Genomic DNA, 14,612 nt, shown 5'->3' on the forward strand with positions numbered 1-14,612 from the left:
AATCGCGCTCGACCCAAAGGTGTCAGTCTGGCATTGCTGTGAATGTTCATTCGATCCCTCCGAATAGGGTTGGTGCTTGGTAACTCCAACCAACTCGGTCTGGATCGAATGGACAACCTGTTGAAAGCTCACAGCTAGAGCGTTCGCACGCCGCCAAGGGTGAGTTTGGCGACCACCTCGGCGTAGGCTTCGCGGGCGTCGGAGCCGGAGCCTGAATTCCACATGTAATACCAGTTCAGCATGCCAAAGACCGACATGGTGGCAGCGCGCAGTTTTTCGGCGTCACCATCGAAAACCTCGGGGGCAAGCTGTGCGATGGCCTTGCTCATGAAAGCGACCAAATCGCGCTGGTAGCCGCGCAGACGTTTCTGCTGGTCTTCGGGCAATGCACCCATGGCGCTGATCTGGACCTGATGTTCGTGATCAGCCCCCTGATAGGCCATCAGGATTTCCGCCACGATGCGGTGCAGGGCCGCCTGCGGGTCATTCTCGGGCAGATCAACCGCCAGCACCCGGTCGCGCAGCTCGCTCAGATAGGTGTCCAGAATGCCGAACAGCACCGCATCTTTGCTGTCGTAGTAGTGATAGATATTGGCCTTGGAGATCCCGCACTCGCGCGCCAGCTGGGTCATGGAAGCCCGATCAAAGCCCGCCTCGGCAAAGACTTTGGCCGCTGATTTCAGGATCTGCGCGCGCTTATGATCATGGTCTTTTGCAATCGTGCGGGCCAAGCCGGGTCACTCCTTGTTGCGGGTGTCGATGACGCGCTTGGCCTTGCCCTGGCTGCGCTCCACCGAGCCCGGCTCGCCTACTATGATCTCGGTTGAGACACCAACCATATCCTTGATGCGTTTGGTCAGCATCCGCGCGGCGGCTGTTTTGCTCAATTCATCGGTGGCGCCGGGGCTGGCCTCGACAAAAACGCGCATCGCGTCCATGCGACCGGATTTATAGAGTTCGATCTGATAGTAAGGTGCCAGACCACCGGTGGCCAACAGCTGCTCTTCGACCTGGCTGGGAAAGACGTTGACGCCGCGCAGAATGATCATGTCGTCACTGCGTCCGGTGATCTTTTCCATCCGCCGCATCGACCGCGCGGTGCCTGGCAGGAGGCGTGTCAGATCGCGGGTGCGGTAGCGTACCATCGGCAGGCCTTCCTTGGTGAGCGTGGTGAAAACCAACTCGCCCAGTTCGCCATCCGGCAGCACTTCGCCTGTTTCTGGATCAATGATTTCGGGCAGGAAGTGATCTTCCCAGATCACGGGGCCATCTTTGGTTTCGACACATTCGTTGGCAACGCCCGGACCCATGATTTCGGACAGCCCGTAGATGTCGACAGCATGCATGTCGAAGGCAGCCTCGACCTCTTTGCGCATCGCATCGGTCCAGGGTTCGGCGCCAAAGATCCCGACCTTCAAAGAGCACTCACGCGGGTCCATGCCCTGTTTGTGATATTGCTCCAAGATATTGAGCATATAGGACGGCGTGACCATGATCCCGTCTGGTTTGAAATCGGTGATCAGGCCGACCTGTTTTTCGGTCTGCCCGCCCGACATCGGCACCACCGTCGCGCCCAGCCGTTCGATCCCGTAATGCGCCCCAAGCCCGCCGGTGAATAGCCCGTAGCCATAGGCGTTGTGGACCATGTCACCTTTGCGCAGGCCGGATGCCCGCAAGGAGCGCGCCACAAGATCGGCCCAATTGCTGATGTCATTTGCGGTATAGCCGACCACAGTTGGCTTGCCGGTGGTGCCAGACGACGCATGCAGGCGGATGATCTGCTCGCGCGGCACGGCAAACAGACCAAAGGGATAGTGGTCGCGCAGATCGTTCTTGTGGGTGAAAGGAAATTTGGCCAGATCGGACAGCTGCTGCAGATCGTCGGGATGCACACCCGCCGCATCGAAACGTTGTTTGTACATCGGCACATTGTCATAGGCGTGCCGCAGCGACCATTTCAACCGCTCCAGCTGCAGCGCACGGATTTCATCTAGGGATGCGATCTCTATCGGATCCAGATCCGCCTTGTTTGGGGTCAGGTCTTTCATTTTATCCTCCACGCCGGTTGAATGGTGCGCTCAACTATCTGGGGTTTCCTCAAACACCTGGCCTTTGATTGCCCGTGAAAATCCACGGAACTCGGCCAGTTTTTTGCCGTCCTGGTTGGTGACGGTCACATCATAAATGCCGCTGCGCCCGGTCAGGGACACCTCCCGTGCCTCGGCCGTCAACCGATCACCCAGATGGCCGGGCGCGGCATAGCTGATCACATTGTGCTGGGCCACAGTGGCCTGATTGCGGCTGTTGCACGCAAAGGCAAAGGCGCTGTCAGCCAGCAGAAACGTGACACCGCCGTGGCAGATACCGTGGCCGTTGCAATGATGCGCCGCCACCGTCATCTGCAATGTCGCGGTGCCTTCGTCCACCTCCGCAATCTCCAGCCCGGCCCATTGGGAGGCCCGGTCTTCGGCCCACATGGCGGCTGCGGATCGTTCGGCGCGCTGTTTCGGGGTCATCGTCAGGCGCCTTTGAAGTTCGGAGCGCGTTTCTCGAGGAAGCTGGCGACCCCTTCGGCATAGTCGGCGCTTTCCCCGCATGTCTTCATCGCGCCCGCTTCGCGCTCCAGCTGATCCAGCAGGCTGGTGGTTGCTGCGGCCTGGATGGTCTGTTTCGTCAGCCCCAGACCAAGGGTGGGGCCCGCCGCAAGCCGGGCGGCCAAATCGCGCGCCTCTCCCATCAGGTCCGCATCCGGCAGCGCCTTCCAGATCAGCCCCCAGTCTTCTGCTTTTTGGGCCGACAGAGGCTCTGCCGTCAGCGCGAGCCCTTTGGCCCGGGCCTCGCCCAACAGGCGCGGCAAATGCCAGCTACCACCGGTATCTGGGATCAAGCCGACCTTGGCGAAGGACTGAATGAACCGCGCGCTTTCGGCAGCCAGAACAATATCGCAGGCCAGTGCCAGGCTGGACCCGGCCCCGGCAGCGACGCCGTTGACCGCGCAGATGACGGGCAAATCCAGCGAGCGGATCAATGTCACCAGCGGGGCATAGAATGTGCGTACGGTGTGGCCCAGATCGGGTGGGGTTTCCGCCTTGCGCGGATCGCGGTCACCCAGATCCTGCCCGGCACAAAACCCGCGCCCCGCCCCGGTCAGCAGGATCGCGCGTGCGCCACCATCACGGGCGGCGGTCAACGCCTGCCGCAGGGCAAGGTGCATCTCTTCGTTGAAAGAGTTCAGCCTATCAGGGCGGTTCAACGTGATTTCCGTCCAGTTTCCATGGTCTTGAACCAGAACCATTTCTGCCATCCCTGCGCCCTCCCTGCGATCTGTTGCAAAAAATCTTGCATAAACCGACCGGACGGTCAATATATTTGCATCCACCTTTTGCCCCCGTCGGCCCCAGCAACAGATGCAAAGGATCCCCGTGATGAGCCTATTTGACGTTTCCAGTTTCGCGGCTGGCCAATGGATCGCACCGGATGAGTCCGCCCGCCAGATCGCCAATGCTGTGACCGGCGAGGCGATGGCCCGTGCCGGCAATGCGCAACTGGATGTGGAGGCCATGCTGGAGCATGCCCGCAACGTCGGTGGCCCCAATCTGCGAAGAATGACCTTTCATGATCGGGCGCGCCTGCTGAAGGCACTGGCCGGGCACCTGAACCAGCATAAACAGGCGCTTTATGATCTGTCGTTCAACACCGGCGCGACCCAATCGGACCATATGATCGATATCGACGGCGGCATCGGCACCATGTTCGTCTTCGCCTCCAAAGGCCGCCGTGAGATGCCGGACGCGCATATCTACCTTGATGGAGATGTCGAGCAGCTGTCACGCAACGGAACGTTCCTGGGCCAGCATATCTGCACCCCGTTGCAAGGGGTCGCGGTGCACATCAACGCCTTCAACTTTCCGGTCTGGGGCATGTTGGAAAAACTGGCCCCCACCCTGTTGGCGGGTGTCCCGGCCATCGTGAAACCAGCGACAGCGACCTGTTATGTCACAGAGCTGGCGGTTCGGCTGATGTTGCAATCCGGACTGCTTCCAGAAGGGGCGCTGCAACTGGTGTCTGGTGGGTTGGGGCCGATGCTGGATCATCTTGGCATGCAAGATGTGGTCAGCTTCACCGGATCGGCGGACACTGCTTTGAAATTGCGCGCCACCCCTGCGATCCTGAACAACTCGGTCCGGTTCATCGCCGAACAGGACAGCCTGAATGCCTCTGTGCTTGGGCCTGATGCGACACCCGGCACGCCGGAGTTCGACCTGTTCATCAAAGAGGTCAGCCGCGAGATGACCACCAAAGCGGGACAGAAATGCACCGCCATTCGCCGCATCATCGCGCCAGAACCACAAATCGATGCTGTGATCGGCGCGCTGTCGCAGCGTCTGGCGAAGGTCCAAATCGGCGATCCGCGCCTTGAAGGGATCAAGATGGGCGCGCTCGTGTCGGCCGCGCAGAAACGCGATGTGCTGGAAAAAGCTGCACTCATCGGGACCGAAGCCACCCGTGTGTTTGGCAATCCCGACCAGTTTGACGTGACCGGTGCCAGCGCTGAGGATGGCGCCTTTGTGCCACCGATGCTGTATCATTGTGCCGATCCCGACACCGCAGAACGCATCCATGACACAGAGGCCTTTGGGCCGGTTGCCACACTGATGGGGTATCGCGATCTGGATCACGCGGTTGCACTGGCCAACCGGGGGCAAGGGTCGCTGGTGGCGTCTGTCATCACCAACGATGCCGATGTTGCGCGCGACGTTGCAATCGGCGCCGGCGCCTATCACGGGCGGCTCTATTTCAACAACCGTGCGTCGATGCAGGAAGCCACCGGGCATGGCTCTCCCCTGCCCCATATGGTCCATGGTGGACCAGGCCGGGCTGGTGGTGGCGAAGAAATGGGCGGCGTGCGCGGTGTCAAACACTACATGCAGCGCACCGCCATTCAGGGTTCGCCAGAAATCCTGTCCGCAATTGGCACGCGCTGGGTGCCGGGCAGTGACGAACACAGCCACCCGGAGCATCCGTTCACGCGCCGCTTTGGTGATCTGGCGATCGGGGATACGCTGCACACGGGTTCGCGCACAATCACGCTACAGGACATTGAGACCTTCGCTCATTTCACAGGGGATACGTTTTATGCCCACATGGATGATGAGGCCGCGAAGCGGAACCCCTTCTTCCCCGGTCGGGTGGCGCATGGCTATCTGCTGTTGTCCTTCGCCGCGGGCCTGTTTGTGCAGCCCGACGAAGGACCTGTGCTGGCCAACACCGGGCTGGATAACCTGCGGTTCATGAAACCGGTCGTCGCCGGCGACAGCATCCAGGTGCGATTGACCGTCAAACAGAAGACGCCGCGCAATGATGAGTATGGCGAAGTGCGCTGGCATGTGACGCTGACCAATCAGGACGGCGATGTCGCAGCAGAATATGAGTTGCTCACGATGAACGCCTACTGACGTCGCTGGGACGGCTGGGCTGGTCTATTGGCCTTGGCCGTCCTACAACGCCAGTATGACTGATCTGAACATCCCATGGTTTGACAGCGCCATTGCCAAACTCAGCGATCCGCAAAACCAGCGGGTCTGGTCTATCATTGTGTCTCTGTTCGGCGATATGGCGCAGCAGAACGGCGACTGTATCAACGGCCAGACGCTCACCCAGATCATCACGCCGATGGGCATCAAACCGGAGGCCATTCGCGTCGCCCTGCATCGTCTGCGCAAGGATGGCTGGATCGACAGCCATAAATCAGGTCGCGCCTCGGTGCATGTGCTGACAGATCTTGGTCGCCGCCAATCGGCGGAGGTGACACCGCGCATCTATGCCGCGGCCGCTGTGCCTGCACAGGCCTGGCACCTGGTGATCGCCGAAGACGGCCAATCCACCGCACTGGAGCCATTGCTGGAGCAGAGCACGTATTTTTCTGTCAACCGCTCGACCGCGCTTGGTCTGTGTGCACCGCCGCGTGGTGGACGCGATCTGCTGGTGGTTCAAGACCCAGAAATGCGCGTTCCTGGTTGGTTTCAGGACCGGTTGTTTCCCGCAGATCTGTGCCAGGCCTGCGCCACGCTGGAACAGGTGCTGGCGGCGGTTCTGGGGATGGATCTGCGTCACGCAGCAGATGGCATGGCCCACCGTGAGGCCGGGCAATCCGCGCTGCCGCCCCTGACAGAACTGCAGATCGTCACCCTGCGCACCCTCGTGGTGCATCGATGGAGGCGGGTCGTCCTGCGGCATCCAGATTTGCCCGCATCCTTCCACCCCAAAGCCTGGCGTGGTGAGCCCTGCCGCCAATTGGTGGCAGAGCTGCTCTCGCATCTGCCGCGGCCCCAGCTGACCGCCAGTGGCGATCTGCAACAGGCCAACGACTAGCCCAGCGGTTACGCTGCGGTTATGCGGCGGCGGTGACCAAAACCTCGACCAGGAAATCCGGGCGCGCCAGTTTCGCTTCGCCGCAGGCACGCGCTGGTGTCTGCCCTTCTGGCACCCAGGCATCCCAGACCGCGTTCATTTCGGCGAAATCCGCCATATCTGCGAGCCAGATGGTGCACTGCAGCAGCCGTGTCTTGTCGCTGCCGACCTCTGCCAGCAGGGCGTCCACCTTATCCAAACAGTCCTGTGTTTGCTGGGCGACGCTGGCGCCTGCGGTGCCGACCTGACCGGCGAGATAGATGGTGTCGCCATGTTTGACGATCTGGCTCATGCGGGGGCCGGTGTGGTGGCGTTCAATATCGCTCATGAAAGGATCCTATTCGCTGATGGCGCCAAACTGCGCCTGCCATTCGCATAAAACGATGTGGCAGCCATGGCAACGCATCCTGCACCTCCCGCATAGCGCGCCGGGGCGCTGGCGGTTGACGCGCACCCCAGTGGCCAATGCGTTACTTTGCGGCGTTGCCATGCACCGGGGATGAACCGTTAAAGCTGAACTGGACCATCCTGGGATTGATCAATTGCAACCGGGCGCTTGGCGTCCAGACCGCAGCCTTCTGCGGGCGAAAGCGAAACAGCACGACATTTGGATCCTCGCGGCCGCCGTCGAACCATGCGCGGGCGGCAAAGCTCCAGAGACTGTCCAAAACCGCCGCATCTTCCGCCCGCTCCACGACGCCGTCGAGACATGCGAAATAGTCCTGGGCCGGTGCAGAAAACACAAGTTGCCCGTCGCAGGCAGGGGTGACGCCCGCCGCAAGCCCGCTGTCCGCCGCGCCAATGAACCACAAGCATTTATTGTCCCGGTCCACCCGGTGGCTGACGGGTTGTTGCCCATCCTGACCGAACAGCTGGACTAGCGATGCCCGCCCGCGTTCAAGCTGTGACCACAGCTCTGCCGCAATGTCCGCGATGACATCCGGCTGCAATGTTGGATTTGCGTCTCTCACATCTAGGGGCTCCGATAAGGGGCTTGGCGCATGGCCTGGCAGTCTATTTCGGCGGTTCACAAGATAGTCGATTGACCTGAAGGGCAGGTTAATCATACAACTTATAAGTGTGCTTCATTCGGTTCAGGTACATCGTGAAAGTGATGGGAACGCTCTGGCAAACTGCCGAAAAAGCGTCCGATCTATTCCCTTCCCGGCGATCGCGTCTGAGGCCAAATGATGGCAACCACACGGAAAATCAGTCGAGAAAGTTCAGGATCACCCTACCGCTGAGCCGTTCAACTCCTCTGTTGTCGCGTCGATCCATACAGAGACAACGCAGAGGTCAGCAAAAAGTTCACATAGGTATATTTCAAATACATCTTAAACAGATCACACCTTCGATTTGGCCCAAGAAAACCGCAACCTGAAGGAGACTACAGGCTGGCGGCGGGAAACACGACCTCATAGGTAACTTGACCCGCGCGGGTTTCAATCTGTTCGTGACCATTTAATTGCTGCACAAAGGCGCGCATCAAACGGCCCTCCAGATCAGGCGGTGGGAAGTCTGACACCTGCGTCGCTGAAACCGGAGTATCAGACACCGGAGTATCTGGGTTGCCCTCCCCCTGGGCCATCGCGCAAAACGTCAGCACCAAGTCGTCAGGCTCCGCTCCTGCGCCAGAGGACCGGCGTGCAAAGCTGATCGACAAGGAGACGGCCCCATCCGCCGCGGGCTGCGCCAAAGCGGTCAGGTAAGTGATCGCCTCGGCCAGCAGCATCGACAGATTGACCGCCTGTTCCTGATCCAATGCAGCAGCCTCGGCATCGGTGTCGACCTCCAAGGTTGCCATCTGCACATGGGACACCGCCGCCAGCTCCCGGGACAGCCCGTCGATCAATTCCGCAGCATCGATGGACGTGTCATCCGGTCGGGGCGCAACGGTGCGATAAACCGCCGCCAGCCCGCGCACACGACGCTGCAGCTGCGCCAACACCGCCATGGCCTCTGGCGTGCGCACGTCCCTGGCCTGCATGTTCATGATGGATACGATCAGTTGCAGATTGTTTTTGACCCGGTGGTTTACCTCGCGCAGCAAATCGGTCTTTTCTCTGCTGTCCCGCTCGATCTGCTGCTGGGCCTGCTGCAAGGCTGCGATGAGCTGCTGTGTCTCTGCCTCCGTGTCATCTGCCACTGTGTGATCTGGCATTGCGTCTTCTAGCATGGCGTCATCTGGCATCATATCATCAGGCATGGTGTTTTGCGCCTGATCAGCCCGTGTCGCGCTGACCGTCGCATCGCGCGCCCCAGCCGGTCCAGACGGTGGTTTCACCCCAGGCGACGGACCTGTCATCAGGATCTGCCCCAATAGCAGCAGCATCCCAGCGAGCGGCACAGCAAGGACCAAGAATACCGTTATGACCGCATGCGACGGCGCTGCCAACACGATGCCCATCAGCACGGCAAGAGCTGCCAGGCCGAGACAGGCCAAGAAACGCCCATTGGACAAAAGAATTCGGAGGCTTCGGAACATCAGACCAATCAGCTTAAATTGCGCCCGGTCACGATGCCTGCGGTGACCACATCGGTCAATTCAATCGGTTCATTCTCCGGCAGCTGCATCAGCTCGGCCAGTCGCAGCCGTCCACGGCTGACACGGCTCTTGATCGTGCCAACCTTGACGCCGCAGGTCTTGGCCGCTTCCTCATAGGAAAAGCCGCCGGCCCCGACCAGGACCAATGCCTCGCGCTGTTCATCCGGCAATTGCGCAAAAGCAGCGTTAAAATCGCGCAGGTTCAAACGGCCGTCATGATCGGGTTTTTGGGACAGGGTTTGCTGGAAAACACCGTCAACATCCTGCACCTCGCGGCGGCGTTTGCGGTGCAGCGAATAATAGGTGTTGCGCAAAATGGTGAACAGCCAGGCGCGCATGTTGCTACCCTCCTGATAGCCATCCATATGGCTCCAGGCCTTCATTAAAGCCTCTTGCACGAGGTCATCCGCCAATATCGGATCACGCGTCAAAGATATCGCAAAAGCCCGCATCGCACCGATATGATCCTCCAGAGTTTCGCGCGGATCACTCATCACGATTGTCCGGTTCTTGCCCGGAAGAGGACGGGCGGACGGACGTATTTTCGGAAAACGGTGCGTTTGCATCTTGGGCGCGAAGCTGATCCAGTAAATCCAAGAAGCGCGTCGGGATCGGCTGCTCTGCAACAGTGTCGAACACAAGCCGCAAATTCTGGTCGATCTGATCGTCGACCGACTGTGGCCTTTGCGTTGACTTTGTTGGGTCTGGGGGCATGCCAACCTCTGAGACGGGACACGTCAACTTGGGGGCTGACATGTGTCTAACGCATTAAGACACAAATGGTTCCGAGGGCCTATTCAAAAAAGGGATCGTCGCAATGACAACACAACCAAAAAGCACACCGGCGGATGAAATCGCAAAACACCTTCCGTTTCTGCGTCGCTACGCCCGTGCGCTTTGCGGCACCCAAGACAGCGGTGATGCCTATGCGGTTGCGACCCTCGAAGCGATCCTGGCGGCACCGGAACGGTTTGAGGCAGACGGCGGCAATAAGGTCGCTCTCTTTGCGGCCTTCCATGCGATCTGGACCACATCAGGGGCCACCGTAGAGGTGCCAACAGGGCCCGAAGGGTTGGAGAACAAGGCGCAGGCCCATCTGCAATGCCTGACCACCAACACGCGCGAAGCGTTGTTGCTGCATACAATCGAAGGGTTTCAGCCCCATGAAATCAGCAAGATCATGGCCCTGCCCCAGACCGATGTGACAGGCCTGATCGAGATCGCCTATCAAGAGATGGCCAAATCGACCAGCGGTCGGATCATGATCATCGAGGATGAGGCCATAATATCGATGGATCTGGAGGCCATCGTGGCGCAGATGGGTCATCGTGTCACCGGTGTCGCCCGCAGCGCGGATGCGGCTCTGGCGTTGGCGGAGCAGGAAAAACCGGATCTGATCCTCTCTGACATCAAACTGGTGGACGGCTCCAGCGGGATAGACGCGGTCAACGGTATTCTGACCGGGCGTTTTGATGGGCCGGTGATCTTTATCACGGCGTTCCCCGAAGAGCTGCTGACAGGGGATGGTCCGGAACCTGCGTTCCTGATTTCCAAACCCTATACCGAGGCACAGATCAGATCTGCTGTCAGCCAGGCGATGTTCTTTTCTTCGACAGAAACACTCTTGGCCTGACGGGATCGCAGCGACGCGGGCTTGCCGCCTGCGTCACGTGAATTTCCGAAACAAGCGCGTGGTATCAAACAGCGTGTCCAGCTTTTCATAGCGGGCGCGGGTTTCATCCCATCTCTGTTCCTGCGTGGCCGCGATCATCGCCTCCAGCAGCATCATTGTGGCGATGTTAGAATCCCACGCCGAGGGGATTTCCCCCCAGCAATTGAACGTATGGGTCGCCACTGTGTTGACCGGACTGGACCACTGATCGGTCAGCAATATGACCCGGACCCCGCGGTCAGCCGACAGTTCGGCGAGCCGCTGTAGATTGGTTTCGTAGCGACGCACGTCAAACATCAGCAGCGTGTCGCCCTCCTCCATATCCAGAACATAGTGTGGCCAGGTGGCCGACGAGGACGTCATGTGGGTCACCCGCTGACGGATCGCCTGAAAATGGGTGAACGCGTAATCCGCAAGCGCACGGGTGATCCGCCCGCCCACCACATAAAGCCGCCCCTCGGTGTCCGCCAACTGGCGCACCGCTGCCTCGAACTGTTCGGAATCGACATTGGCGAAGGTCTGGCTCAGGTTGTCGGTCACCGCCTGTGCAAATCTGTTCAGCAGGTGCCCCTCTGGCGCCTCAGTCGCCCAATTGGCCCGCCGCTGGGTTGGACCGGATCCTTTTGCCTCCAGCTCCTTCAGCAGGGCCTGGTGAAACTGCGGATACCCTTTGAACCCCAGTTTTTGCACCATACGCGCCACCGTCGGTGTGGAAACCTCCGCATTAGAGGCAACGATGGTGATCGAAGCCAGACCCGCCGCTGGGTAATTCGCCAGCAATGCATTGGCAAATTTGCGTTCAGATTGCGTCAGCGCGGCGTATTGCGCGCGGATCAACTCTCGCACAGTGCTGGGTGGTTTGCTCACAGATGGGTGTCCCGCTGGTTTGACGATGAATTAAGCACAACAGCCGTCCAAAAACCAGTCTGGCTCATTTGCTGCGCTTTGATCTGAAAAAATATTGACACAATCAATCGCTCATGAAAACATTTTTCCAAAATCAGGGAGTTTCAAATGTCACCGAGCGATTCCAACGCTCCATTCGCAGATCTGCAGGACCGCACCGATGCGCCGGTTGAGGTCTGGAATGCCGATGGTGCCGGCGAGGTGATCGTGCTGTGTGAACACGCCAGCAACCATATCCCGCAGCGCTACGGTGATCTGGGCCTGACGGCGGCGCATCGCAACAGCCATACGGTCTGGGATCCGGGCGCGCGCGCCGTGTCTTTGGCACTGGCCAAGGCTCTGGATTGTCCGATGATTGCCAGCCGCGTGTCTCGGTTGGTTTATGACTGCAACCGCCCGCCAGAGGCACCCAGCGCTATGCCGAGCCGATCCGAGGTCATCGAAGTTCCGGGCAACCGAGCGCTCGACCAGGCGGCGCGAGACGAACGGGTCCAATCCGTCTATCGCCCCTTTTGCGAAGCGGTCACCCAGCTGATCATGGCCCGGCAGCACGCGGGCAGGCAGCCAGTTTTGGTGACGGTTCACAGTTTCACGCCCGTTTATCACGGCACCACCCGCGCTGTGGAAATCGGCATCTTGCATGACGATGACAGCCGTTTGGCCGATGCCATGCTAGACGAAGCCGCCGCGCTGCCACATCGCCAGATTGAACGCAACAGCCCCTATGGGCCGGAAGATGGCGTCACGCACAGCCTGCAACTGCATGGCCAACGCAATGGGATTGCGAATGTCATGCTCGAAATCCGCAACGATCTCCTGGCGGACCCAGAGGCGGAACAGACCATGGCGGAGGAAGTGCTGACCCTGCTGCGCCCAGCGCTGGACCGGCTAGAGGCAGCAACCCCAGCAACCACCGCGCCAGCAAGACAAGGGGGCAGCAGCGATGCCTAGGTTCATCACCGGTTACATCCGCGCCATCGACGCCCTGAATAGGCTGATCGGTCGCGTGGCGATGTATCTGATTTTTGCCCTCGTTGGCGTGCTGTTGTGGTCATCCGTGTCAAAGACGTTCTTCACCCCATCGCTTTGGACCCTGGAGACCGCGCAGTTCGTGATGGTCGCCTATTACATTCTTGGCGGGCCCTATTCGATCCAGATGGGATCCAACGTGCGGATGGACCTTTTCTATGGCAGCTGGTCACTGAAAACCAAAGCCTGGGTGGATGCATTCACCGTTCTGTTCCTGATGGGCTATCTGGCGATCCTGTTTTACGGCGCGGTCAGTTCAACCGCCTATTCGCTCGGCTACTTCGGGCTGGAGCCGTTCCAGTTCTTCGGAGATCTGCTGATGACTGCACTGCGCGATGGCCCATCGGCGGCGGCAGAAAAACTGGGCTATCTGGAGCGCAGCTCGACCGTATGGCGGCCGTTCCTGTGGCCTGTCAAAACCATCTTATGCTTCGGCGTCTTTTTGATGCTGCTACAATGTCTTGCTGAACTGTTCCGGGATATCGGACGTCTGCGCGGAGTGGAAATCTGATGTCCTACGAATGGATCGCAATTGTCATGTTTGCAGGCATGATGCTCATGCTCATGACCGGCCAACGCGTGTTTGGCGCCATTGGCTTTGTCGGCGCTGTGGCGGGCATGCTGCTGTGGGGCACCGGCGGCAGTGAAATCCCGTTCTCGGCGGCGATGAAACTGATGAAATGGTATCCTTTGCTGACACTGCCGATGTTCATTTTCATGGGATACGTGCTGTCAGAGTCAAAGATCGCCGATGATCTGTACCGGATGTTCCACGTTTGGATGGGCCCGGTAAAAGGCGGCCTGGCGATCGGCACCATTGGCCTGATGGTTCTGATTTCGGCGATGAACGGTCTGTCCGTTGCCGGTATGGCCATCGGGGCCACTATTGCGCTGCCAGAGCTGCTGCGGCGGGGGTACGACAAAACGCTGGTCACCGGGACCATTCAAGCGGGCTCCAGCCTTGGTATTCTGGTGCCGCCCTCGGTCGTGCTGGTGCTTTATGCGATGATTGCGCGCCAGCCGGTGGGCCAGCTTTGGCTTGCGGGTGTGGTGCCCGGTCTGCTGATGGCCACGATGTTCATCATCTACATCTATGTTCGCGCGCGGATGCAGCCGCATCTGGGGCCCGCGATGAAGCCCGAAGACCTGGTTGAATATGAGCGGATCAGCGACAATCCCCTGCGGCTCAACTATGGTGTGTTAGCGACGCTGATTGTGGTTCCGCTGGCTGCAATGATTGGCTTAGTGGACAGCAAAACGGCGCTCGGGCTGACGCTGGCAGGGCTGATTGCAAGCTTTGTGACCCGCAAGATCCCCGCGCTCTATCATGATATCTACATGCGGGAGAAATACCGGCTGCTGTTTTCCGGGCTGCTGCCGTTGGCGATTTTTGCAACCATGATGGTGCCCTTCGTGAATGGCTGGACCTCGCTGGTCGAAAGCTCCGCCATTGGTGCCATGACTGCGTTCCTAGCGGCAGTTCTGAAAGGGCGCATGAACAAGGAGGTGTTTGACACCTCCGTGCGGTCCACGCTGGGTATTTCCTGCATGTTCATGTGGATCATCCTGGCCGCTTTGGGCTTTGGCGCGATCTTCGACGGTTTGGGCGCAGTGAAGGCCATCGAAAACCTGTTCACCACCCAGCTTGGTCTTGGCCCCTGGATGATCCTGATCCTGATGCAGCTCAGCTTTATCGTGATGGGCACTTTTTTGGACGACACTGCGATGCTGGTCATCGTTGCCCCACTCTATGTGCCACTTGTGGGTGCGCTCGGCTTTGATCTGATCTGGTATGGCGTCCTTTACACCATCACGACGCAGATCGCCTATATGACACCGCCCTTTGGCTACAACCTGTTCCTGATGCGGGCAATGGCCCCACCAGAGATCGGTCTGAAAGACATCTATGTGTCGATCATTCCATTTGCGGGGGTGATGGTCGTGGCCTTGGCCCTGGTGATGAGCTTCCCGCAAATCGCGCTGTGGCTGCCGGAATTTGTTTACGGAAAATAACTTTGAGAAGAGCCCTGAACGGGGGCCGAACAATCA

The 14,612-nt window shown here is 59.4% G+C and carries 16 protein-coding genes; 6 read left to right on the top strand and 10 right to left on the bottom strand.

The genetic code is table 11. From position 1 onward, the window contains the following. Positions 1-134: 134 nt before the first annotated feature. The 4 genes from Q0C28_RS05885 to paaG are packed head-to-tail and all read right to left on the bottom strand — an operon-like array spanning position 135 to position 3,304. A complete protein-coding gene (locus Q0C28_RS05885; protein WP_293573742.1) occupies positions 135-731 on the bottom strand; it encodes a TetR/AcrR family transcriptional regulator in 597 nt (198 codons plus the stop codon). A 6-nt stretch (positions 732-737) separates the two neighbouring features. Then, positions 738-2,048: a phenylacetate--CoA ligase PaaK gene (gene paaK / locus Q0C28_RS05890; RefSeq protein WP_293573744.1), complete on the bottom strand. Its 1,311-nt coding sequence runs from the start codon at positions 2,046-2,048 to the stop codon at positions 738-740. A gap of 30 nt (positions 2,049-2,078) precedes the next feature. After that, positions 2,079-2,516, bottom strand: a complete 438-nt coding sequence (gene paaI, locus Q0C28_RS05895; RefSeq protein ID WP_293573746.1) for a hydroxyphenylacetyl-CoA thioesterase PaaI — start codon at positions 2,514-2,516, stop codon at positions 2,079-2,081. Between the two features lie 2 nt (positions 2,517-2,518). Next, positions 2,519-3,304, bottom strand: coding sequence for a 2-(1,2-epoxy-1,2-dihydrophenyl)acetyl-CoA isomerase PaaG (gene paaG / locus Q0C28_RS05900; protein WP_293573748.1), 786 nt, complete (start codon positions 3,302-3,304; stop codon positions 2,519-2,521). 121 nt (positions 3,305-3,425) lie between these two features. On the opposite strand from paaG, the gene paaZ reads away from it, so the two are divergent. Both paaZ and Q0C28_RS05910 read left to right on the top strand, forming a co-directional pair. Next, complete coding sequence (paaZ, locus tag Q0C28_RS05905) at positions 3,426-5,456, top strand: phenylacetic acid degradation bifunctional protein PaaZ (RefSeq protein ID WP_293573750.1); 2,031 nt, start codon at positions 3,426-3,428, stop codon at positions 5,454-5,456. Between the two features lie 55 nt (positions 5,457-5,511). Beyond that, positions 5,512-6,372, top strand: a complete 861-nt coding sequence (locus tag Q0C28_RS05910) for a PaaX family transcriptional regulator C-terminal domain-containing protein (protein ID WP_293573752.1) — start codon at positions 5,512-5,514, stop codon at positions 6,370-6,372. A 19-nt stretch (positions 6,373-6,391) separates the two neighbouring features. Here the strand turns inward: Q0C28_RS05910 and Q0C28_RS05915 are convergent, their stop codons facing one another. The 5 genes from Q0C28_RS05915 to Q0C28_RS05935 form a co-directional block, all read right to left on the bottom strand. Next, positions 6,392-6,739, bottom strand: coding sequence for a RidA family protein (locus Q0C28_RS05915; protein WP_293573754.1), 348 nt, complete (start codon positions 6,737-6,739; stop codon positions 6,392-6,394). A gap of 142 nt (positions 6,740-6,881) precedes the next feature. Next, positions 6,882-7,382: a pyridoxamine 5'-phosphate oxidase family protein gene (locus Q0C28_RS05920; protein WP_293573756.1), complete on the bottom strand. Its 501-nt coding sequence runs from the start codon at positions 7,380-7,382 to the stop codon at positions 6,882-6,884. A 416-nt stretch (positions 7,383-7,798) separates the two neighbouring features. Further along, entirely contained in the window at positions 7,799-8,896 is a 1,098-nt protein-coding gene (locus Q0C28_RS05925) for a sensor histidine kinase (RefSeq protein WP_293573757.1), read from the bottom strand. An 8-nt stretch (positions 8,897-8,904) separates the two neighbouring features. Then, entirely contained in the window at positions 8,905-9,450 is a 546-nt protein-coding gene (locus Q0C28_RS05930; protein ID WP_293573759.1) for an RNA polymerase sigma factor, read from the bottom strand. Beyond that, positions 9,443-9,712 carry a NepR family anti-sigma factor gene (locus Q0C28_RS05935; protein ID WP_366934224.1) on the bottom strand — a complete coding sequence of 90 codons (270 nt, stop codon included), beginning with the start codon at positions 9,710-9,712 and terminating at the stop codon, positions 9,443-9,445. Before Q0C28_RS05935 ends, Q0C28_RS05930 begins: the two co-directional genes overlap by 8 nt. Before the next feature lie 61 nt (positions 9,713-9,773). On the opposite strand from Q0C28_RS05935, the gene Q0C28_RS05940 reads away from it, so the two are divergent. Next, positions 9,774-10,589, top strand: coding sequence for a response regulator (locus tag Q0C28_RS05940; RefSeq protein ID WP_293573763.1), 816 nt, complete (start codon positions 9,774-9,776; stop codon positions 10,587-10,589). Between the two features lie 33 nt (positions 10,590-10,622). Here Q0C28_RS05940 and Q0C28_RS05945 read toward each other — a convergent pair whose 3' ends face one another. Continuing rightward, the gene (locus tag Q0C28_RS05945; protein WP_293573764.1) at positions 10,623-11,495 is read right to left on the bottom strand and encodes a MurR/RpiR family transcriptional regulator; all 873 of its coding nucleotides are present in this window, start codon (positions 11,493-11,495) and stop codon (positions 10,623-10,625) included. Between the two features lie 147 nt (positions 11,496-11,642). Here Q0C28_RS05945 and Q0C28_RS05950 point away from each other — a divergent pair, with 147 nt between their 5' ends. From Q0C28_RS05950 to Q0C28_RS05960, 3 genes are read left to right on the top strand one after another with little or no spacing between them, the layout of a single operon-like run. Beyond that, on the top strand, positions 11,643-12,485 hold the full coding sequence (locus tag Q0C28_RS05950; protein ID WP_293573765.1) for an N-formylglutamate amidohydrolase: 843 nt from the start codon (positions 11,643-11,645) through the stop codon (positions 12,483-12,485). Beyond that, complete coding sequence (locus tag Q0C28_RS05955) at positions 12,478-13,074, top strand: TRAP transporter small permease subunit (protein ID WP_293573767.1); 597 nt, start codon at positions 12,478-12,480, stop codon at positions 13,072-13,074. The genes Q0C28_RS05950 and Q0C28_RS05955 overlap by 8 nt, the downstream gene beginning before the upstream one ends. Continuing rightward, a complete protein-coding gene (locus Q0C28_RS05960; RefSeq protein ID WP_293573769.1) occupies positions 13,074-14,576 on the top strand; it encodes a TRAP transporter large permease subunit in 1,503 nt (500 codons plus the stop codon). Before Q0C28_RS05955 ends, Q0C28_RS05960 begins: the two co-directional genes overlap by 1 nt. The last annotated feature ends 36 nt before the right edge of the window (positions 14,577-14,612 follow it).

It is taken from the genome of Phaeobacter sp. (assembly GCF_022825805.1).
In the GTDB taxonomy this organism is placed as follows: domain Bacteria; phylum Pseudomonadota; class Alphaproteobacteria; order Rhodobacterales; family Rhodobacteraceae; genus Phaeobacter.

What these genes read in the sequence shown, in the direction of transcription:
- Q0C28_RS05940 (WP_293573763.1), top strand. Translation starts at nt 9,774, where the DNA reads ATGACAACACAACCAAAAAGCACACCGGCGGATGAAATCGCAAAACAC.
- paaK (WP_293573744.1), bottom strand. Translation starts at nt 2,048, where the DNA reads ATGAAAGACCTGACCCCAAACAAGGCGGATCTGGATCCGATAGAGATC.
- paaZ (WP_293573750.1), top strand. Translation starts at nt 3,426, where the DNA reads ATGAGCCTATTTGACGTTTCCAGTTTCGCGGCTGGCCAATGGATCGCA.
- Q0C28_RS05950 (WP_293573765.1), top strand. Translation starts at nt 11,643, where the DNA reads ATGTCACCGAGCGATTCCAACGCTCCATTCGCAGATCTGCAGGACCGC.
- paaI (WP_293573746.1), bottom strand. Translation starts at nt 2,516, where the DNA reads ATGACCCCGAAACAGCGCGCCGAACGATCCGCAGCCGCCATGTGGGCC.
- Q0C28_RS05915 (WP_293573754.1), bottom strand. Translation starts at nt 6,739, where the DNA reads ATGAGCGATATTGAACGCCACCACACCGGCCCCCGCATGAGCCAGATC.
- Q0C28_RS05955 (WP_293573767.1), top strand. Translation starts at nt 12,478, where the DNA reads ATGCCTAGGTTCATCACCGGTTACATCCGCGCCATCGACGCCCTGAAT.
- Q0C28_RS05910 (WP_293573752.1), top strand. Translation starts at nt 5,512, where the DNA reads ATGACTGATCTGAACATCCCATGGTTTGACAGCGCCATTGCCAAACTC.
- Q0C28_RS05925 (WP_293573757.1), bottom strand. Translation starts at nt 8,896, where the DNA reads ATGTTCCGAAGCCTCCGAATTCTTTTGTCCAATGGGCGTTTCTTGGCC.
- paaG (WP_293573748.1), bottom strand. Translation starts at nt 3,304, where the DNA reads ATGGCAGAAATGGTTCTGGTTCAAGACCATGGAAACTGGACGGAAATC.
- Q0C28_RS05930 (WP_293573759.1), bottom strand. Translation starts at nt 9,450, where the DNA reads ATGAGTGATCCGCGCGAAACTCTGGAGGATCATATCGGTGCGATGCGG.
- Q0C28_RS05935 (WP_366934224.1), bottom strand. Translation starts at nt 9,712, where the DNA reads ATGTCAGCCCCCAAGTTGACGTGTCCCGTCTCAGAGGTTGGCATGCCC.
- Q0C28_RS05960 (WP_293573769.1), top strand. Translation starts at nt 13,074, where the DNA reads ATGTCCTACGAATGGATCGCAATTGTCATGTTTGCAGGCATGATGCTC.